Annotated in this window: 9 protein-coding genes and 1 tRNA gene; all 10 read left to right on the plus strand. The window is 51.2% G+C overall.

The window, feature by feature from the left end:
* The first annotated feature begins 20 nt into the window (after positions 1 to 20).
* The 10 genes from HNI00_RS10465 to mads6 all read left to right on the plus strand — a co-directional run bounded on the left by HNI00_RS10465 (position 21) and on the right by mads6 (position 20,791).
* Positions 21 to 93 (plus strand) — tRNA-Ala (locus HNI00_RS10465).
* Between the two features lie 458 nt (positions 94 to 551).
* Positions 552 to 1,490 (plus strand): DUF4007 family protein, encoded by a 939-nt coding sequence (locus tag HNI00_RS10470; RefSeq protein ID WP_316793067.1) that lies wholly within the window; start codon positions 552 to 554, stop codon positions 1,488 to 1,490.
* Between the two features lie 5 nt (positions 1,491 to 1,495).
* Entirely contained in the window at positions 1,496 to 4,999 is a 3,504-nt protein-coding gene (locus tag HNI00_RS10475) for a hypothetical protein (RefSeq protein ID WP_316793068.1), read from the plus strand.
* A 22-nt stretch (positions 5,000 to 5,021) separates the two neighbouring features.
* Complete coding sequence (locus tag HNI00_RS10480) at positions 5,022 to 5,858, plus strand: protein NO VEIN domain-containing protein (RefSeq protein ID WP_316793070.1); 837 nt, start codon at positions 5,022 to 5,024, stop codon at positions 5,856 to 5,858.
* Positions 5,859 to 5,872: 14 nt separating this feature from the next.
* Positions 5,873 to 6,670, plus strand: a complete 798-nt coding sequence (locus HNI00_RS10485) for a phosphoadenosine phosphosulfate reductase family protein (protein WP_316793072.1) — start codon at positions 5,873 to 5,875, stop codon at positions 6,668 to 6,670.
* Positions 6,671 to 6,781: 111 nt separating this feature from the next.
* Positions 6,782 to 9,124 carry a DUF262 domain-containing protein gene (locus tag HNI00_RS10490; protein ID WP_316793075.1) on the plus strand — a complete coding sequence of 781 codons (2,343 nt, stop codon included), beginning with the start codon at positions 6,782 to 6,784 and terminating at the stop codon, positions 9,122 to 9,124.
* A gap of 39 nt (positions 9,125 to 9,163) precedes the next feature.
* Positions 9,164 to 10,009, plus strand: coding sequence for a DUF4007 family protein (locus tag HNI00_RS10495; protein ID WP_316793076.1), 846 nt, complete (start codon positions 9,164 to 9,166; stop codon positions 10,007 to 10,009).
* Positions 10,010 to 10,046: 37 nt separating this feature from the next.
* Positions 10,047 to 10,538: a hypothetical protein gene (locus HNI00_RS10500; RefSeq protein ID WP_316793078.1), complete on the plus strand. Its 492-nt coding sequence runs from the start codon at positions 10,047 to 10,049 to the stop codon at positions 10,536 to 10,538.
* Between the two features lie 99 nt (positions 10,539 to 10,637).
* A complete protein-coding gene (locus HNI00_RS10505; RefSeq protein WP_316793081.1) occupies positions 10,638 to 16,031 on the plus strand; it encodes a hypothetical protein in 5,394 nt (1,797 codons plus the stop codon).
* On the plus strand, positions 16,031 to 20,791 hold the full coding sequence (gene mads6, locus HNI00_RS10510) for a methylation-associated defense system protein kinase MAD6 (protein ID WP_316793083.1): 4,761 nt from the start codon (positions 16,031 to 16,033) through the stop codon (positions 20,789 to 20,791). The genes HNI00_RS10505 and mads6 overlap by 1 nt, the downstream gene beginning before the upstream one ends.
* Positions 20,792 to 20,797 lie beyond the last annotated feature (6 nt).

Consider the following 20,797-nt stretch of genomic DNA (forward strand, 5'->3'; position numbering starts at 1 on the left):
GCATGATAGAAAACGCACAAGGGGCTATAGCGCAGTTGGTAGCGCATCTCAATGGCATTGAGAGGGTCAGCGGTTCGAATCCGCTTAGCTCCATTCCTGATCTTCCACTCGATTTTTCATGCCTCTGTTGCCAATTATGGCAGCGCCTGGGCTGTGGAAGTGCTAGCATCAGCTTGGCTGCCAGAATTTGCCAAAATTGCTGCAAGCCTAAGGGCATCTCGAATTACTATATTGCAAAAATATTGCAAAAATTAGCCACGCTATATCAAATCAAGATCAAGCTATTTTCAGCAAGCAACCCTAAGAGGGTGTTTAAAAAGGTATCGCCTGTAATGTTAAGCACTCAGAGATCCCCCCTAGCCCCCCTAAAAAAGGGGGGAAACTGCCTTAAAGTCCCCCTTTTTTAGGGGAATCTTGCACGCTTTGTTATAAACAGTAGGACTTTTCAAACATCCTCTAAGCAACCCTATTTTTCGAGGTGCCCCTAAGCATCAGTGTTAGGCAAGTGTTAGACAAGCGTAGGCAAGTGGGAATGGGCGCTGCGTGAAATTATGGCAACAGAGTCTGTTAGTTCTACTACAGTCAACCAGGGACTAGCGGGTCGTGATGTTTCAAAGCTGTTTGTCTTTGCTCGTCATGAAACGTTTCATCCCCGCTTTGGCTGGTTGAAGAAGGGTTTTGATCGTGCCTCTGTCGATTCAGAGATTTTCTTAAGGGAGGATGCTCCTGTTCGGCTCGGCGTGGGAAAGAACATGGTGCGCTCCATTCGGTACTGGTGTTCTGCCTTTAAGCTGCTGAAGGATGACCAGCCGACAGAATTTGGTGAACAGCTTTTGGGGCAGGACGGCTGGGACGCTTATCTAGAAGATCCTGCCTCCCTTTGGCTGCTGCATTGGAAATTGCTAGAAGCGCCTAACTTGGCGACCGCTTGGGATTTTGCCTTCAATTATTTTCGCCAGGTCGAGTTTACGACCGAAGATTTGTTCTACCAGCTTTGTGAGTATCGCGATCGGGTCGCTCCCCGTATTTCTGAATCTTCACTCCGAAAGGATGTGAGTTGCATTTTGCGGATGTATGTTGTGCAGCCCAGTGGTAAGGCTCAAGTCAGCGAAGATTCCTTGGATTGCCCATTTACAGAACTGGGGTTAATTCACACCGCAGGGGATTCTCGACACTATATGTTTCGGGTTGGGCAGAAGCCAAGCTTACCCCCAGAAGTTGTGGTTTACGCTTGCTTAGAGCATCTTGCTCGAACCGGTAGCCCCGCTAAAACGATTCCGATTGCCAATTTGCTCTACGACCTTGGCAGTCCAGGACTTGTATTTAAGTTGACCGAGAGCGCCATCTGCGACGCGATCGAACTCGTAGCCCGACAATGGGATCAAATTCGGCTCTCGGATGCTGCCGGAAAGCTGCAATTTTCCTTTGAAGGTGAGCCGTTTGAACTATCCGAAGCTATCTTAGACAGGTATTATCGAGCGGGAAGGTGAGCGAGATGACCAATAAGGGCTTCGACATGATTACTCAGCCGAATGTCCTGTCAAACTATTTTGAGCTACACCGCCGCTACTACCGATCCGTCAATTTAGAGAGAGACTTAGATAAACCTGATGCGGTTCAGGGCTACGTTCCGACTGAGCGATCTGCTGAAGCGTTGCGGCGGATTCTATCTGCTACTGGAGATCCGAATGCTCACCGCGCCTGGACAATAACTGGAGTCTATGGCACAGGCAAGTCGGCATTTGCTCACTATTTGGCGGCGTTGTGCGCGCCTGAAGGCAGTCGAATTGCGGAGGAAGCCTGGGCGATCGCCGAACACGCTTTCCCGGCTGACAGTCCCGAAAGGTCAGCCCTTACAAATGTTCCTGAGCAGGGATTATTTCGAGCCGTAGCAACGGCTCAACGGGAGCCTTTAAGCTGGACGATTGTTCGTGCCTTATCGCGTGGGTTTGAGCTTTTTTGGAAGAAGAAGCGGAAGCCAGATTTCTGGATGGATCTGAATGAGTGGCGCTTCCAGGCGGAGGAGGGCAACTGCCAGGTTACCGACCAACAAGTGCTGAAATTGCTCCGAGAAATAGTGCAAACGGTTGAAACGGATGTGCTGCTCATTATTGATGAGTTGGGCAAGAATCTGGAGTATGCGGCTCATCATCAGGGCATTCAAGATCTTTACCTGCTTCAACAGATTGCCGAGCTAGAACTTAAGGGAGACTATCAGGTTCATCTGGTGGGTATTCTCCACCAGTCGTTTGCAGGGTATAGCGATCGCCTCTCAACCATCGAACAAAGCGAATGGACAAAGATTCACGGACGATTCACAGACATCGTTCTCACTGAATCGCCCAGTCAGATGACTCGCTTGATTGGGCAGGCGATCGTTCGCTCCAGTCAAATTCAACCCAGCATTCACCTCCAGGCCGAACGCTGGTTTGATGCGTTGAAGGATGTACTCTCGGAATACGAGATTTCGGCGAAGGTGTTAGCAGATGCTTACCCCCTACACCCTCTGACGGCTCTAGTGCTACCGATGCTCTGTGTGCGTTACGCCCAGAACGATCGCTCTCTATTTACCTTCCTCACTAGCGACGAGCCTTACGCCTTACCGCAGTTTCTTAAATCCACTGTCATTCAGGGAGATCACATCCCCACCCTGAAGCTGTACCAGCTTTATGACTACTTTGTTGAGGCAGTCACCGGGCTTGCATCTCGACTCAACTTACAACGTTGGGTTGAGGTGCAAGGGCTGATTCAGGATGCCAAAGACCAGAGCCAGGATGTTCTTAAAGTATTGAAAACCATCGGGGTTCTTAACCTAGTCACCTCAACCGGAAAGTTTCGGGCAACGCCTGAATTAGTGGCGCTGGCATTGTGCGACTCTCCCACAGATGAAAAGGGACGTAAGCATTGGCAAAAGACGATCCAATACCTGAAGCAGAAAAAATTAATTACTCACCGCAGTCGAACCCAGGATGAATTGCGAATCTGGCAAGGCTCAGATTTCGACGTTGAAGCCGCAATTCAAGCGCAAATCGAGCAAACCTACAAGCCCCTAGCGGATTTGTTGACCACAACCTATCCCTTAAAACCGCTGGTTGCTCAACGCCACTACACCACAACGGGCAACCTCCGCTATTTTGAGCAGCGGTACGTTGATAGTCGGGTTGACCTCCAGGCGTTGACCTGCGCTACGACCGGAAGTGACGGCTTAATTGCTTACTGGTTAGATACCGCATCTTTTGAATCCGTTCCACCCCACACAGCAGATGGTAAGCCTCTGATTGTGATTACGGTTGCCAATCTTGAACTACTACGAATGCGTAGTGAAGATTTTTTGGCATTGAAGAAGATTTGGAAAGATGCCCCCGAATTGCAAACAGATGGCGTGGCAAAGCGTGAGGTTAGACAGCGCCTTGTCGAAGCAGAGCAATTACTGAATGAAACGGTCGCTCTAGCATTCAACTGGTCAGCACAAAAAAATACCTGCTGGATTGATGGGCAACTCACTGCCATTGAGTCTGACCGGGGCTTTCAATCTGCGCTTTCAGATTTGTGCGATCGCACCTACGACAAAGGTGCAGTGCTAGATAACGAACTGATCAATCGCCGTGAATTGACCTCCCAGGGGGCAAAGGCACGACGCGAACTGATCGAGGCAATGCTCAAGAATGCTGACCAGCCCCGCCTGGGGTTAGACGGCTATGGGCCAGAGGTCGCCATGTATGGCTCAGTGCTAGAGGCGACGGGGATTCATCGTCAGGACGGGGGGGAATGGGGCTTTTATCCCCCGCCTGCCAATTCGGGCGTGGCGGCAGTGTGGGATGCGATCGCCCAATTTTGCCAAGCCGCCAGCGACCAGCCCCAAAGCATCGCGCAGATCTACAATCAACTCGAACATCCGCCCTACGGGGTTAAACGGGGCATCATTCCAGTGCTGCTGGCGGCGGTGCTGCTGCATGATACAGACCGCATTAGTCTGTATAAAGACGGCACGTTTATTCCCCTGCTGGGCAGCGAACACTTCGAGCTATTGGTCAAAGATCCGGCGCGGTTTGCCGTCAAATATATTGCCATCGCAGGGCTGCGATCGCACGTTTTTCGAGAGCTAGAGTCTGTTCTCAAAGCAGGCCCAACCCCCGCGCCCAAGAACCTGCGAAATGTCACCGTTTTATCGGTCGTCAAACCGCTGGTGCAATTTGTCCGCAAGCTGCCGCCCTACACGCTGCAAACCAAGCGCCTGAGTCAAGAGGCCCAGGCCGTTTTACAAACCTTGCTGCAAACCCAGGAGCCAGACGAACTGTTGTTTGTCCAGTTGCCCCAGGCCTGTGGGCTGCCGCCGATCGCCCCCCACCAGCCCGACGACCCCACCACTGTCCGCACGCTGCGCGATACCCTCGTGCAGGCTCTCCGCGAGATTCACACGGCCTACGATGTGCTGCTGGCAGACTGTGAACAACTGCTGCACCATGCGTTTGGGCTGCGGAGCGAGCGCGATCGCCTGCAAGCCGACCTCCAGTTTCGGGCCAAATACCTGCTGGGCATTTGCGCCGACCCCCTGCTCGATCGTTTTGTGCGGGCGGCGGCCAATGACCCCCCTAATCCCAAAGCTTGGCTAGAGGCGCTGCTAATGATTGTGGCCGATCGCCCAGCCGAGTCGTGGCGAGATGGCGATCGCCTAGCCTTTGAGCAGCGACTAGGCGACCTAGCCCGGCGCTTCAAAAACCTCGAAGCCCTCCAAAAAGACATTGCCGCTCGGGGCGATCGCGGCTTTGATGCACGGCGCATCACCGTCACCCGGCCCGACGGAGCCGAAATTCACCAAATGGTCTGGATCGACCCCCAACAACAGCAGCAACTCGATCCCCTCATCGACCAGCTTCTGGCGCAATGCCAAGACCCCCAACTCCAGCAGGCCCTGGTGGCCCGGCTCACCGAGCGCGTGTTGGACCCCAGCCCGTCTCTAGATTCGGCCAAGAGCCAGCCCACAGCCCCCCTTCCCTAACTTCTATCGCGACCCCCGCGCCATGCGCCCCATTGCCGAACTGCTCGACTTTTTGCGCCACACCATGACCATGCAGACCATCTATCAGCCTGCGGTCATTTTGCACTTGCTAACCCGCGACGGCTGGGCCCCGCGCAGTGACCTGGCCACCACCCTTAGCGGCTATGATGAGCAGGGCATAGAAGACTGGGATCGAGTGTTGATGGACAACCCTAAACGGGTACTGGTTGGTAGGTATGAAATTCTTACTTACGACAAACCTTCCCAGACCTTTCGGCTCAACGTGGATCTCAGCGATCGCTCTGCGGTGGAGGAGGCGATCGCCCTGTGCGAAGAAGCAATTGCCGACTGGATCGACCGAGCCGCCCGCCAGCAGCGCTATCCAGATGCCGAACTGTTGCGGCTTTATCGGGTGGCAGAGCTAGCCCGCTGGGGCGATGCCTATGCCAAGCCCGCCGAGGCTCCCTGCGATTTTCAACACGAAGAAGCCGCGTTGCAACTGGTGACCGATCTGCTGCGACAGCGCTATCCCAACGTCCCCATCCGCCAGCAGCCCGTTCACACTGTCGGGTTCAATATCTTGGTGGGGTCGCTGCCGCAGCCCGTGGCCTATGTCAACGTCAAAGCCACCCCCGGCCCCAGCCCCACGTTTTGGCTGAGCGAAGGAGAGCGCATCTTTTCTCTGCGCCATGCAGACTGCTATATCCTGGCGTTGGTTTATCAGCTAGATTTGGCGACCAATACCCACCAAGTTGCGTTCCACCACGGCCCCCTCACGGCCGACCGCCTCATCCTCAAGCCCCAACACTGGCAAGCCCAGCTAAAACCAGATTCTCACCGCCGCGAAATTTCCGAATGAGCCATAATGCACCCATGACCAAACCGACGCGACATATCCTGGGCCTATCGGGCGGCAAAGACAGCACGGCGCTGGCGGTGCTGCTGCACCGGGAGGTTCCGCAGATGGAATACTTTTTCTGCGATACCCATCGAGAACTCGATGAAACCTATGAGTATCTAGAACGGATCAAAGCTCGGCTAGGGATTACGATTCATTACCTCAGTGCAGAACGAGGATTTGATCATTGGCTTGATGTGTATGGCGGGGTTCTCCCTTCTCCCCAAATGCGATGGTGTACAAAACAACTTAAAATCAAGCCCCTAGAAGACTTTATCGGGGAAGACAACACCATTAGCTATATTGGCATCCGCGCCGATGAACACCGCGATGGCTACATTTCCACCAAACCCAATATCAAGCCCGTCTATCCGTTCAAAGAGCGCGGCTTGGTGAAGGCAGATATTTTGCGGCTGCTCGAAGAAAGCGGCATTGGGCTGCCCAAATATTACGCTTGGCGCAGTCGGTCGGGGTGCTATTTTTGCTTTTTTCAGCGCAAATATGAATGGGTGATGTTATATGAACACCATCCGGATTTATTTGCCAAGGCAGTGGAATATGAACAGCGCCACAAAGACGGCCGCACCTACACCTGGACCCAGGGCGAAACGTTGCTAGAACTGCTGGCCCGCAAGGAACAAATCATCGCCGACCATCAGCGGGCCATGGCGCGTCAGCAGGCAAAGCAAGACAACCTGCCCCTTGCCGAGGTGCTAAGTACGGTGTTAGACCAGGAAGATGACACGCTGCCGTGTTTAGCGTGTCATCTTTAAGGGAAAACTAATCTAAGGTCACTTCATAGGTGAGTTTTAGTTTCCAGTCTTGGTTTCCTGAAGTGACCGTTATAAAAACTAGCTATCTTCATCAGCGGAGATCTCGGTTACATGCAAGGCACTGTTGATATCTCACGAATCTTTACGAGCAACAGTACGTCGATTCTAGGCTTCTTTCAACAGGCAGGCTTGGGATACTACATTCCTTTGTACCAGAGGGAATATAGCTGGGATACTGAAAACATCGATCAACTCTTAGAAGACATTCTGAATGGGCTTGAAAATATTGTTGATGAGAATGCTGATGTGGGTAGGCAAACTAGCCCAGATCAGCAGATTCACTTCATGGGAACCATTATTCTTGTTACAGAGAAAGAGCCAATTAAGAATATAAAGCCCCTAGATCAGCGAGCTTTGCCAACTCGAGTTGACAATGTAATTGATGGACAGCAAAGACTGTCTACAATCGCCTTGCTATCATGTCAACTTTATAAAGAGATTTATGAACTTCAACAACGCCTTTCAGACACAGATAGCAGCAAGGATGCAAAAGAAGCAGCCCAAACTTATCTAGAAAATCTGAAAGATCTGTTTTCTGTTGATATAAAACGTGGGAGTCCACAACGGAAACCCGTCATAATAAGGGCATCGGTCGATCAATGGACTTTAGATGGAAACGACGATAATTACAAGTCACCAGTGTCCTCTTATTTGGCAAGCTTTATTCGAGCCATCAATACTAATGAGGCTCCAAACTTTCCTCCGGTGAGGGGCAGAAGCTTGGTTCAGAGAAACCTTAAAAAAATGAGTGAGTTTCTGTCAAGTGAGAAAACTTCCTTGCCTTCTGGTCCAAAAGTCCTCAAAGCAATTGATGCAGGCAAAATTACAGAACTTGAGTTGTGGAGCTATCCGAGAGAGGCTTTGCTCAATAGAATTCGTCAGATTGAGGATAACACCAATTCTCTGAGCGATGAAGACAGGCATCTAAGTAAGTTAGTGCGTTTATTTGCCGTTTGTGATTATCTCTTGAATCGCTGTTGCTTTACTGTGATTAAGCCGGAATCAGACGTGAGAGCATTTGATATGTTTCAGTCTCTCAACGCGACAGGAACGCCCCTCACGGCTTACGAAACTTTCAAGCCACTAGTCGTTAATTACGTTGAGTCCTCAGGAGCTAGTTTCCAAAACTCTAACTCTGATCGTCACCTTAAGTCAGTAGATGACTTATTATCTTCTGAAACGAAAGCGTCAGCTAAAAGCAAGATAACCAATGATTTCTTGACAGCTTTTGCTCTAGCACAAAGTGGCTTTAAGCTATCTAAGCAATTTAGCACGCAGAGACGCTGGTTGTGTAATTCGTATGAAAATAAGTGCAGATCCGATTCTGGCAAGGAAGAGTTTCTGCAACACATGGGCGAACTTGCAATCTACTGGAGAGAGGTTGTGCAGTTCGAGCCTAGTAAAAAATCCTATGTATTGGAGTCTTTGCCAGTGCAAGATCAAGATAAGAAAGTATCTACTGTCTGTTTGCTGTACTTGCGAGATGCAAATCACAGAATGGCGCTAACTGTTCTCAGTCGTTTTTACTCGAAGGTACTGCATGAACGTGATTCTAATGAGAATATCTTAGGTTCAGTTCAAGAATTTATTTCTGCTTTGAAGGTCACGACTGCCTTTTATACGATTTGGCGCTCTTCACTTTCAAATTCTGGATTAGACGATGTGTATAGAGATCTTTTAGCTAAGGAGATATGTTGGGAAAAGGGTAACGAGAGACTAACAGCAAAATTCTTGTCAGAGTATTTCCAGGGTAAACTAGCAGAGAGAGGTATTGGAAACAGGGTGGATTGGCTGAATAAGGCAAAAAGTTTCCTGAGATACGACGAATCAAAAGTTGTATGCAAGTTTTCGCTTTTCGTTACGGCTGAAGATACTATCCCCGATCCTGACTGTCCTGGACTAATGAAGGAGGGGTTGCCAGGTAGTACTCCTGAATACCTAACCCCTGAAAAGTGGAATTCCCCAGAATTGTCAACTATTGAGCATATAGCACCACAAAAGAATCAGTCATCTAATGATCTCTCTCAGTGGGACGATTCTTTGTATGAGGATGACAATTATCAGCGAATTGGTAACCTGACTCTTCTCCCCGTTGATGTCAATAGTTCTCTAAGTAATAAGGGTTGGATAGAAAAGTTCATTTACTATCAGCATCTTTCACAAAAAGATCCAGATCGGCTAGCAGAGTTGACCTCGCAGGCTCAAGAGAGAGGAATTAACCTGAGCGATCAAGCTATTAAATTGTTGACTAACTCATCTCATAATTCTCACATTTTACCTATAGTGGAATTGGGTTCTGAAAAAGCCTGGGATAAGGAGTTGGTCGAAAAACGTAGTGAAAGAATATGCAGTATCTTATGGGAACGTTTGTATAGTTGGTTGTCAGTGAGTTAGGTTTGGGATTATCTGCTTTTTCCGCCTGAGAGATAAACTATGCCTGAGCTTCAATTGGGTTTTCACACAACGTTCGCACTCAAGAAGGAGGACTTGCAAAAAGTCCTTAGAGCGGCGGATGAGCCTCAGGGTTTACAAGGTAAGTTGGATGACCTGATGCAGAGAACCGGGTTGGGCAATAAGAAAGTTGGCCCAGTGAGAAGCTGGGCAGTGCGGTGTGGATTGGTTCAGGGGCATCGTTTGAGTCCGGAGGGGTGGGTGGTGATGGCTCATGATCCGGAGCTTCGGTCTCCCGTGACGGATTGGCTGATGCATTTTTATCTCAGCTTTGGCGACAAGGGTCTATCGCCAGTGCCCCAAAGCCCGGCAGAGTGGGGCGGTTGGACGTGGTTGGTCTATCAGTTTTTGCCAGCACACTTTACTTTTTCGGTGGAAAACCTGGTTTACGAAGCCGGGCTAGTCTTTGAACAAGAAACCAGCAAAAATCTGGAGAAAAATCTGCGCTATGCGCTGCGAGCCTATACGGAGCCACAGGCATTGGCGGCTTGTCAGTTTGTGCAAGAGCTGAGCAATACTCAGTATGCAACGGGGGAGGCGCGGCTGCCCCATCCCTACTTGGTGGGCTATTTCTTGGCGAAGCTGTGGGAGCGCGACTATGGCGATGTGACCTCTGTGATTACGGAGGATGTGTGCCATCACCCGATGGGTCTAGCGCCGCTGCTGGGGCTAGAGCCGACTTCGCTGCAAGATCAGTTAGATAAGCTAGAGGTGTATGGCCTAGTGGAACAGCGACGCACTGTGCCTCCCCATCAGTTGGTGCGCCGCTGGGATAGGGCGATCGCCCTGCTAGAACAAGCCTACGCCCAGTCCAACCCCACCCGCTAAGGAGCATCGCAGCATGGATCAGGCACCGAGGATGAGCATGGCTTCCAACCTGCACGCAGTCACCATTCCGAGCGATCGCCCCCACATCATTCAGTGGGACTTGCAGGAAGGCGACGGGCGCTACGAACAACTGCGATTTCGCTACGGCACGCATCGAGTCAACTATTGCCAAGCATTGCTCGAACGCCATACCGCCCAGTCCACTAGCCCCAACCTGCTCTTGCATCGCCGCATCGATCGAGAGATTCAGGCGCTCCGGGATCTATGCGCTAGTCCCAACATTCCCCAAAGCTGTATTCAGCTTGAAGGCTTTGAAACCTTCATAACCTATCTCGCAGCCATCAGCAGCAGCGATGTGCCCTTGTTTTGGCAACAACTGATCGACTTGCGCCAGTTGCCTAAGCGGCTGTGGATCTTACTGCCCAGCAGTCTTGTTCCGGCCCAGTGGCCGCGCGATCGGCTCCATGGTTTCGAGCCTTATCCCATCCCATCCAGTCCCGTGTCTTCGGCTGCAACTGCACCAACCTAGCGCCTAGTTTTACCTCCGACTCCCAATCCTCCCGGCAATCCATCGGCTCGGCTCGCTCGTTTCGACTGCTCCTGCTCCCACACTAGACACGTCCACGCCATGCAAATTCGAGACCTTGTTACCATCAACCACAACGGCTTGGTGGCCGATGCTGTCAACCTCAACATGATGGCAGACCCCGACAAAAACCTGCGGCTGTGTCAGGGGTTTGTGTTTAACTATGATGGCGATCGCCCCAAATCTTCTACCTTGGGGGTGGTGGATGCCGTTCGGCTCAGCTTTCATAGCGCCAATCACGACAACATTCACCTCATGGTGCAAGACTTTGGCAAGGGCAAGTCTCACTTCGCGCTGACCCTGGCCAACTTTTTCAAGCAGCCCGCCGACAGTCCGGAGGTAGCTGGCATTTTGGCACAGATGGGCTATGCCGTGTCGGGGCGATCGCAGGCCGTTGTCGAAACGCTGAAGGCTTTTAAGGAGCGCAGCAAGCCCTATCTAGTCGTCTGCATCAGCGGCGAAACCGCAGCCGACCTGGGCAAGCTGCTGCTGCAAGGCTTGCAAAGCGCCCTCGCCGAACACGGCATTCAAGACACCCTGGCCCAACGCTTTACGGAGCGTCCCCTCCGGTTTCTGCAAAACCTCTCTGCTGAGCAGCGCAGCCGTGCTGAGGCATTTTTGGCAGAGCAAGACCCACCCTATGGGCTGGATGACCTGATCGAGCTACTCCAAGAAGGACAATACGAGCTAATTTCTACAGTTCGAGAGCTAAGCCAGGAGTTTTATGGCGATCCGCTCGACTTTCAGCAGAATCTCGATATCGAAGCCATCCTCAAAGATACTATTGACCAACTCTGTACTGGCCCCGATAGCCGCTTTTCGGGTCTGTTGATCCTGTTCGACGAGCTAAATGCCTACCTAAGAAAGTGGCTCCAAAACTCCAATGCGGCTGGCGGCTGGGTGTTGCAAAATCTCACCAATGCCTGTGCCAACCACAAAGGTCGGCTGGCAATGCTGTGCTTGGCACAGGTGCGCCCCTCGATCGACCGAGACGTTTCTGCGTTCGACCGGAAGCGATACGAACGGTTTACCACCCGCATCGAACTGGCAACTAGCACCTATGAACCCCAGTCCAGCCTGGAACTGGTGATGGACAATCTGCTGAACCAGTCTAATGCCAATGCCTGGCAGGACTTTCGGCAACAGTGGGACAAAGACCTTTTATCCGAATCTCGCCGAGCCTACGACAAGTACATTACTGCCTATAGCAATCGCAACTGGCCCTACGACGACTTCCATAAGCACTTGGGGTTGGGCTGCTATCCGCTGCATCCGCTGACGGCCTATTTGCTGTGCAACCTGGAGTTTACCCAAGGGCGAACCGCCATTCAGTTCATCAAAGAGGACGTGGCCAAGTTTATCGAAACAAGCCCCGTAGAAACGGAGGGATACCTGAACTACGTGCGTCCTGTGCAGCTTCTGGATGCCTTCGTCAGCAACTTTTCCCAAAAGCAAAGCTACGCAGATTATAAAAAAGCCTACGATGCGATCGCCGCATCTGCCACCCCTGACGAAGTGACCGTGCTAAAGGCGATCGCCCTCTACTATTTGAGCGAGCAAAAGCTGAAAAAGGGCGAGCGGGAACCGCATGAAGAACTGCTGGCGATGATGACTGGTTTCTCGGTGCCAAAAACCAGCACATTGCTCAAAAAGTTGGTCAATACCTATCAGGTGATTTACCACAATCCGGGCAATCAAACCTATCGCTTTTACTCTGGCTTTAGCATTAACGATCTGCGCCGCAAAATTGAGGAAGAAATTGAAAACACGCCCCCCGATTTCGGGGATCTCATTGCACACGCTCGGAAGAACTTGGGGCAATATCGAGACGATGTAGTGGTCTATGCCAATCAGTTTGTCAATAAACATAGCCTCAATCGAGACGACTGGCAGTTTAGCTGTAATGTGTTTTCGGTAGATACCTTGCAGCGCAGCCTAAGTAGCGATCGCATCATCGCAGGATTGTCAGCACGCGGCCTCATTGCCTACTTCTTAGGCGAAACGGATCGCGATCTGGAAACCCTGCGAAACCAAGCCAAAGCTGAGCTAGACAAGGCTCCCCAAACCGTTCGCGATCGTATCATTCTCGCCATTCCTGGCCGTGCAACCCAAGACTTGGCCCGGCAACTGCAAATGCGAGAGGCGCTGAATAATAAGAGTGTTGCCGAAAAGCAAGAGTTTGGCCCGGCCGTCGCAGAACTCACAAAGCAGCTAGACCAGCATATTGATACCGCCCTTAAGGAAATTTTTGCAAGCTGCACCTACATTTGTCAGGTGATGGATAAGGTGCCGCTTGCCGAGCAAAGTAAGCTAGAAACGGTGGTCAGCGCCATGCTGGATCACCTCTATCCCTTTGTGCCACCCGTTGAGAGCAACGACAAGCTCCGCAGCAACAGCACCGCAGGGTCAGCCGCCGTCAGCTATACATCCCGCAAACTGCTGGGCCATGACCTCAAAAAGCCATTTCCAAACAAGGGCTGCGAGACGCTGATTGATGCTGTGTTTGTTCGCCGCTGGGGTCTCCTTAAGTCCGGCACACCCTACACGGTTCAAGTGCCGACAAATCCCAACATTCGTGAGGCATGGGATCGAATTTCTGAGATGGCCGAGTTGGGCGATCGGGAGCAAATCAGCATCGAAATTGCTGAAATTTGGAAGCGATTGCGAGACGCACCCTTTGGCCACAATGAACTGACGTTTACGATGCTGTTTTCGGCGTGGTTGGCCCACCACTGTGCTGAGGTTGAGCTATCGGGCAGCTTCGGCATCCCCAAACGGAGAAATGAGCAGGTTTCGGTGAAAGCGGCCCCAATCCACGAGTGGGCTCATACCAACATTCTGGAAAAACCCAAGGAGTTTATTCAGGAATGGGTGTTGAAAGGGCGCAACAAGCTGGTGCGCCGCCGACCGTTTGATTTAACCGTTCCCGACACGCTGGATTATGACGAGGCGAGTACGCTGCTCCAGCAGATAGAAGCACAACTGGAATCTCAACGCCTAGACCCAGCCAAGAGCCGTGTTCTAGCACAAAAACGGCAGCAAATCCAAGCAGGCATGAACGCGATTGACCAATGGTTTGCGCCAACGCAACGGGCGATCGCCCTATTGCAAAACTCCACACAAAATCCCCCCCCGCTGGAGAACCTGGCCAAGCTCTATGGCCCGCTAGAAACTGCGCTACCCTCGCCGGATTCCTCATCTCCAGGCGTGACTCAGGTTCATCCGTCCGAATCCCAGCTTGCCGAGTGGCAAAACGCAATCCAAGGGCTGAGAACTCGGCTAGAAGTCCAAGTCGAAGCTGCGACGACTCAGATTCAGACCCTCTCGACGCTGGAGGAAGCCTATCGGCATCAAAGCGACGTAGAACACTACATTCATGCTCTGGCCGAAATTTCCGAACTGCCGAGCCGATTTTGTGACAGCCTCCGCACCGCCCTCCAGCAGACAGAGCAGCGCATCTGCGAACTCCAAGAAACAGAACAGGTTCAGCAGCGCCTCGAACAAATTCGCCAACTCTATGACACGCTAACCCCCAACTCTCCTCAGAGCGCCTATCGTCGCATCCAATCTGAAATTCAAGACATAGCGGCCCAATGTTCTGCAGTGCAGGAGATGCCGGATTATCAGACGATTCTGTCAGGAATTGAGGAAAAGCGTGAGTCCCTGATTCGCAGAATTGCCCAATGGGAAGGTCGCTTTTTGCCGACCCTTTCTAAGGCGGAGGCGCTGCAACTGAATCAGGAAATTCTTCAGGAACTCAGTCGCTTTGATGAGGAAACGAGTCAGCAGCAGCTTCGCAATCTCATCGACCGCATTCAGGCGAAGATGCTAGACGACGAGAGTGTTGAGGATGAAGAAAAAGCGCTCAAGGCCGCCATTCAAACGGCTCAGCAGGCCAAGCAGTCTGCGACAGAACGCAAGAGCCTCGGCGATGCCATGCAGGCCTATGATGACCTGATGCGGCTTAGCCTGCCTCCGACTACCCGAATCGATCCGTCTCCCTATCAGCAGCAGCTAGACGCGCTGAGGGCAGAGAGCAAACAGGCGATCGCCCAAAAGTTTGAGCAACTATTCCAGGCGTGCGATCGGGAACTGAAAAAAGCTGAAGAGTACAGTAAATTAAGAAGCTATGTGCAAAACGCCCAAGCCCTGATTGCAGAGCGCCCAGACTTTGCTGAGCTACAGGAACGGCTGAACCTCGCAGGTCAGTCTCTAGAGCGTCAGTTTGCTGAGTGGCGAAAGCGAGCGGAAGATCAGCAAATACTGCGCGAAATTCAACAAATTAAGCTGTCGAGTGTCCACACAGTTCTGCAATGTGATCAGGCTTTAGCGGAGCTTGCGATTCATCAAGCCCGGCTACATTCTCCGGAGCAATTTGCAGAGGTTATCCAGCGGTTGGTTCAGGGTTTACAGGCGAAACGTGCAGAGTTGGTTGCCAAGCTAGAGGAAATCGCCCACAAAATTGAGACCCTGACCGATCGAACCGCCTTAAGCCAAGTGCGTCAGGCGATCGCCAAGCTGGAGTTTGTCTTCAAAGACTCATCTGACTTTTCTCGCTATGAGCAGCTTGCGGCTCGCTTGCGGGAAGTAGGGGCAGCCGTAGAACAAGTTGCCCAGCTAGAAGATGCCTACCGAAAGGTCAGTTCTATTGCAGAGTGTGAGGAGGCGATCGCCCGTCTAGCCCAGGAGCGCGAAAAGCTATCTAGTGATAATCCCTTGCTGCCTCGAATTCATCAGCTAGAGCAAAGCATTCTAGCGGCTAGGCAGTCGTTCATTGAGACACTCCAGAATTGGCCAACTCAGTTAGAGCAGGCTTCTACCCTAAAAGACATCTGCGACATCCAAAAGCAGCTACTCGCCAAAGCTGCACAGTACGAAGACTCCGAGTACCAGCAGCATTACGATAGTCTCCGTCAGGATGTCGAACAGCTTACTGCGCTCTACCAAATTCTAGACATTCAGCAGAACGACTCGTTAGAAAACTGCCAAGCCGAATTAGAACGACTGCAAAAATGGAAAGCCGCCCAAATCAACCTTTCCCCGCTCGTTGAAAAACACTACATCGCCAGCTACGAAACGCTAGATCAAACCCAGCAGTCAATCCAACAGCGTCATCAACAAGCTGCTAACGATTGGCTAGCTGAGATGTCTTCAAGAACCGAGCACCTTAAGCAACTGCCGCCGGGCGAACCCTCTTTAACCCTCGCCAATGAGCTACTCTCCGAGATCCGCCGCAACCGCAGCCAGCATGAAGCCTTTTTGACGGCCGACCAGCAAACAACCTTGCGGCACATCCTCGAAACCTGCCAAGCTGCTCAAAATCAAGATCGAGCCAGCAAGATTCTGAGCCTGTTTCAAGAACTTCCCCGCGACCAGCGCCACAGAATCTATCAAAGACTTGCGGACTACCTCGAAGGGACAACGGAGCGTTTCTAATGCCTGCCAAAATTATTAAATTTGGAGATCCCGAAACTGAATCTGAGCGTTCCGCCATTCAATATCTGAGTGGTCATTTATCAGATGACTATTGCCTCTATACCAACTTAGAAATTCCTCAGAACGGTCAGCTATACGAGGTAGATATTATCTTAGTCGCCCCCCATGCGGTGTATGTCATCGATGTGAAAGGGGTCTATGGGCGCGTTGAAGTTGACCATGCAGAATGGTATCCCCTCGATCATCGCCAGCCCTATCCCTCGCCCCTCAAAAAATATCGGCAACATGCCAGAGTCCTGAAAGGATTGATTGCTGATGCCAATCCACCTAAGAGAAAAGAACTCCAGCGCATCTGGGTGCAGGCTTGCGTTTTATTGACGACCGAAAATGTAGAAATTATTGATGTTAGCCGCGACCAAACCGAGAGCAAAGATATTATTAGCCTGGGAGAAGAATGCCTAAAATACTTTAGGAATTGGCAGGGCATTAATGCTAAACAGTTTGAAACTAAAATTGCGCCCCATCTAAGCACAATCGATCGCGCAATCCGAGGACGCTCTCAGCCCCGAAGCCGTCCCCAACGCTTTGGAACATGGGAAGTCATTGAAAAACTAGGCGAGAAAGAGAATCGCTATGTTGAATATCTCGCCAGAAGGGTCACGATTGGACTCAGCAATCGCACTGCCAGACTTCGTGTCTATGCAGTCGATCCTTGGCTTGATCCAGCAGAAAGATCAGATGCTTACCGTTTAATCAATACTGCTTTTCAGGCGGTTGATGAACTGCCGAAGCATGACAACATTCTAGAAGTGAAAGACAGTTTTGAGAGCGACGATGCAGATAGCATTGTATTAGTCATCGAAGATATCAAGGGACAGTCTTTGCGGCAGCTAATTCGCCACCGCTCCCTGACCCTAGAGCAAAAAATGAATCTGATTGGCGATGTGCTCCGGGCCCTCGAACATGCCCACCAGCACGGGGTGATTCACCGCAACATTACTCCCGACGCTATCTTAGTAACTCCTGATAAACAGGCCAAGTTAACGGATTTTGACTATGCCCGGCTTGAAAATCGCACCGCAACCATTGCCGATGCGATTGTTGAGGATTTGGACGCTTCAAGTCTCTATCAAGATTTTGACTGCCAGCGCAATCCGGCGGCGGCATGTCAACAGTCGGATTTGTATTCAGCCGGTCAGGTATTTTATGAGATGCTGCTAGGCCAGCCAGCTTTTCAGTCCGTAGAGGATCTGCTGAATCGCGGGGGGGTGTTTCCAATCGCTCCTTCTCAAGCCCATCCAGACTTGCCGAAGGGCTTTGATGAATGGCTCCAGAAGTTGTGTGCGTTTGATCGGCGCGATCGCTTTGCAAGCGCCCAAGAGGCCCTCGACCAATTGACTCCTCTGTGTAGGGTCGTTCCAGACTTGACCAATCTTCCACCCGAAACGATCCTGGCTAATCAATATCAAGTCATCGAGCGGCTCGGAAAACCAGGTAGCTTCGCGGTAGCCTATAAAGTGCTGGATTCCTTTAGTGAAGACTTTCAGGTTCTAAAGATTGTCATCCGCGATCGCTATTCCACCTTGGAGCGGGTGCAGCAAGAATTTAAGATCTTGTACAAAATTCTGAACCATCCCCATCCCCATGTTGTAACGGTTCGATGGGCCGGACAACTCCATGAGTACGATCACACACCGTTCCTAATTCTGGAATACGTTGAGGGACGAGATCTGCAAGAGCGATTGGCTACCTCCGGGTTGACCCTAGAGGAGGCGATACAGGTTTGGCGGCAAACTGCTGACGGATTAGCGTATCTTCATGCTCATGGCATTTATCATCAAGACATCAAGCCCTCTAACTTATTGCTAACCCCTCAGGGTGTCAAGATTATTGACTTCAATATTGCAGTTAGCGCGGCCAGTGATGCAGGCATCACAGCGGGCACTCGTCGCTATTTACCGCCCGACTTTAGACCCTCTGTTGAGCCATCTGAAAGTGAACGCATTGATCGAGATCTGTATGCTCTCGGAGTAACGGCCTACGAGTGCATTACGGGCCATTACCCGTTTAATGCTGCCTATGCTGTCCTCGGCCAGCCTTGTCTAGATCCTCGAAGCTTTGAGGGCTGTGCTGATTTGAGCGATGAGCTAGTGGCGCTGATGCAGCGGGCGATCGCCCCTTTGCGCAGTCACCGATTTCAGTCGGCAGATGAACTAATGACTGCCCTCGATGCGTTGCTAAGCCTGCGGCAAAAGCCTGTAGACAGCCGTCCCGCCCAACAGCCGCTTGCATCAGAAGATTCCAGTCAAGTAACTCTTCATCCTCTAGAAACCCCTGCTTCAGAAACTTCTACATCAAAAATTCCTAATTCCCAAGTTCCTGCAGAAACAACTTTCATAACCGCGCCCCCAAATACTGAGATCATCCCAGTTGAGCCATCCACAACTATTGAAAGTGATGAGAGCAACATCCAGGAAAGGGTAACAGATTTCTCAAATCACCCCCACCTTGCGGTCTTTGAGCAACCAGCTTCGTCGCAATACTACCCTAGCCCAAATCCTGAACAACCTATTGTTCTCGATCCCTCAAAAGCTTATCCAGTCCCAGCCGGTTACGTCCAGATTGACACAGAAGTTGATTGGATACGATATCTGCCCCAAGGCAATCAGGCCTATTGGGTGAGAGGCAACATACTTTGCAACTGGACAGAGGCGTGGCTGCAAAGCTGGCAGCAGCACCACAAGATTGCCGAAATCAAACAACCTCCGAAAGAGAAACTAGCCGTATTGTTGTCCCCCATAGCAGTGCCGGAAAGCTGGACAGACCAACAATGCCTGCCCCTTGCAATACGCTTAGAAAGCTACCCAGATCAGCCCATTGCTCGCTGCCTAGCAGAATTAACAGACAGCGACCCGCAAGTCTGGATCTCAGAGCCATCGGTGGTTAACCTAGCACAATGGCTGGCAATAGAAGTTCCAGAAGAACTGCGACCCTTGGAGCGAGCTTGGCAGGCGCAGCGCCGCCAGCACGAATTAGGCCGCTACTATGCCGTTGATCAAAAGCAAGACCTGCTTCGCCGGTGGCTTGGGATTGCCGAGCCTAAATTTCAGGAACTGGGGGTGTATCCCGCAAGCCTTCCCACGGCGCTGGCCTCAGAGTTTGAGCAATATTGGGAACATCAGCTCTACCGAACCGAAGTAAGCGTACTTGATACCTTATCCTGGAACGATTTGCCAGGACAGAACTGCATTGCTCAAATAGCCTATCGTGTATTAAGTCAGCAGCCCGCGTATGTGACCAAGGAACGAATAGATAAGTTGCGTCAATATCTGACCTACGATCAGCGTCAGGCGTTGACACAGCGGCAGCGCCCGCCGGAACCTTCTCCTCTCAGTCCAAACGCTTCTCCAGAGGAAGCATTAGCCTGGGCAACTCAAGCCTATCTGCCGCTGCGCTATTGGGAAACGACGGTGGATCGCACTCCGATAGAGCGGCAAAAGAGCGATCGCCTAGCTGCTAGCTTCGTGGACTGGATTCTCAATCACTATCCTCAAATGAAGGTCGATAAAATTGAGCAGTCGTTCCTAAATTACAGCGTTGCCCATGAGGTTCAGCAGATCAGTCAAATAAATCCCGTTCTGTGGGTTGTGATTGATGGGTTAGGTTGGCTCGATCATCAAGCGCTTCTAAGCCTTCTGATGGATGAGAAGCAGCTTCGACTTTACCAAGAGCTGCGCCCGCGCTTTAGCATTTTGCCCACGAAAACGGAATATGCAAAGTGGAGTCTTTACAGTCAGTGCTTACCAGAACATCCTGCTTGGATTGCTGAGGCAAGTCGAGGGTTCGACCAGTGGTCAAATGCGAAGCGCTACACGGATCACGACGTTAGGCAACAGCGTCTGCAAAAAGACCTCCAGCAGGAAAGCTACGGAGTTTACTGCTGGGATACCGATCGCTTTGATAGCTTATATCACAACGAAGTGGATTGGCAGGAGCTATATGAGATTAAGCGTCCCAGAATGCTGAGAGACATTGCAGATGACATTCTGAGATTTGTCAAAATTCATCCTAAGCAAGATGATCTGTACGTCGTGATTGCTAGCGATCATGGACAACTGATGGGCACCTCAACAAAACTGGCCCACTGTCCTGCAACGCTTCGACCTCAGGGGCGGATGGCCGTTGGGCGTGCTGATGATCCCCGCTTTGCTGTTTTAGATCAGCAGCGCTATGGGCTACCCCACGATATTACAGTCATCCGAGGTTCCCAAAGCTTTAGCTCTTTTAGCTATGCAGACGACAAGAGTGTGATTGGCTGTCATGGAGGGTTGTATCCAGAGGAGGTCGTTGTTGGTTTTTCTGTACTGAAACTTGTTGTCCAACGTGCTCCTGTTCTTGTTAAAGTTTCTGGGCAGGGCAAGCCGCGTGAATCGGGTCAGTTGACAGTTAAGATTAACAATCCCAATTTGCTACGCCTAAGCCAGCTTAAACTATTCATCAATGAAATACCATCCCTAAAGCAGGGAGTTCCTTTGCAGGAGGAAGTCTTAGCTAGTGAACGACGCACTCTTCAGCTTCTAGTGCAGAACTGTCCAGAGTTGCCTCCCCGCTCTCAGAATAAAGATTTGAAGCTGACCGGGAGGTTAGAATTTACCTTTCAGGATGCTGAGTCTGCTTCAGCCTCGCTTGATGACCAATCATTCATTGAAATTCATCAAATGTTTAGCAGCGGTATAGAGAGCATTGATGACTTCCTATAACAGCTT

This window comes from Thermoleptolyngbya oregonensis NK1-22 (assembly GCF_032705245.1).
Classification (GTDB): Bacteria; Cyanobacteriota; Cyanobacteriia; order Elainellales; family Elainellaceae; genus Thermoleptolyngbya; species Thermoleptolyngbya sichuanensis.

Bases quoted from the DNA above. Each gene is read 5' to 3' on its own strand.
- HNI00_RS10485 (WP_316793072.1), top strand. From the start codon at position 5,873: ATGACCAAACCGACGCGACATATCCTGGGCCTATCGGGCGGCAAAGAC.
- HNI00_RS10470 (WP_316793067.1), top strand. From the start codon at position 552: ATGGCAACAGAGTCTGTTAGTTCTACTACAGTCAACCAGGGACTAGCG.
- mads6 (WP_316793083.1), top strand. From the start codon at position 16,031: ATGCCTGCCAAAATTATTAAATTTGGAGATCCCGAAACTGAATCTGAG.
- HNI00_RS10490 (WP_316793075.1), top strand. From the start codon at position 6,782: ATGCAAGGCACTGTTGATATCTCACGAATCTTTACGAGCAACAGTACG.
- HNI00_RS10475 (WP_316793068.1), top strand. From the start codon at position 1,496: ATGACCAATAAGGGCTTCGACATGATTACTCAGCCGAATGTCCTGTCA.
- HNI00_RS10495 (WP_316793076.1), top strand. From the start codon at position 9,164: ATGCCTGAGCTTCAATTGGGTTTTCACACAACGTTCGCACTCAAGAAG.
- HNI00_RS10500 (WP_316793078.1), top strand. From the start codon at position 10,047: ATGGCTTCCAACCTGCACGCAGTCACCATTCCGAGCGATCGCCCCCAC.
- HNI00_RS10505 (WP_316793081.1), top strand. From the start codon at position 10,638: ATGCAAATTCGAGACCTTGTTACCATCAACCACAACGGCTTGGTGGCC.
- HNI00_RS10480 (WP_316793070.1), top strand. From the start codon at position 5,022: ATGCGCCCCATTGCCGAACTGCTCGACTTTTTGCGCCACACCATGACC.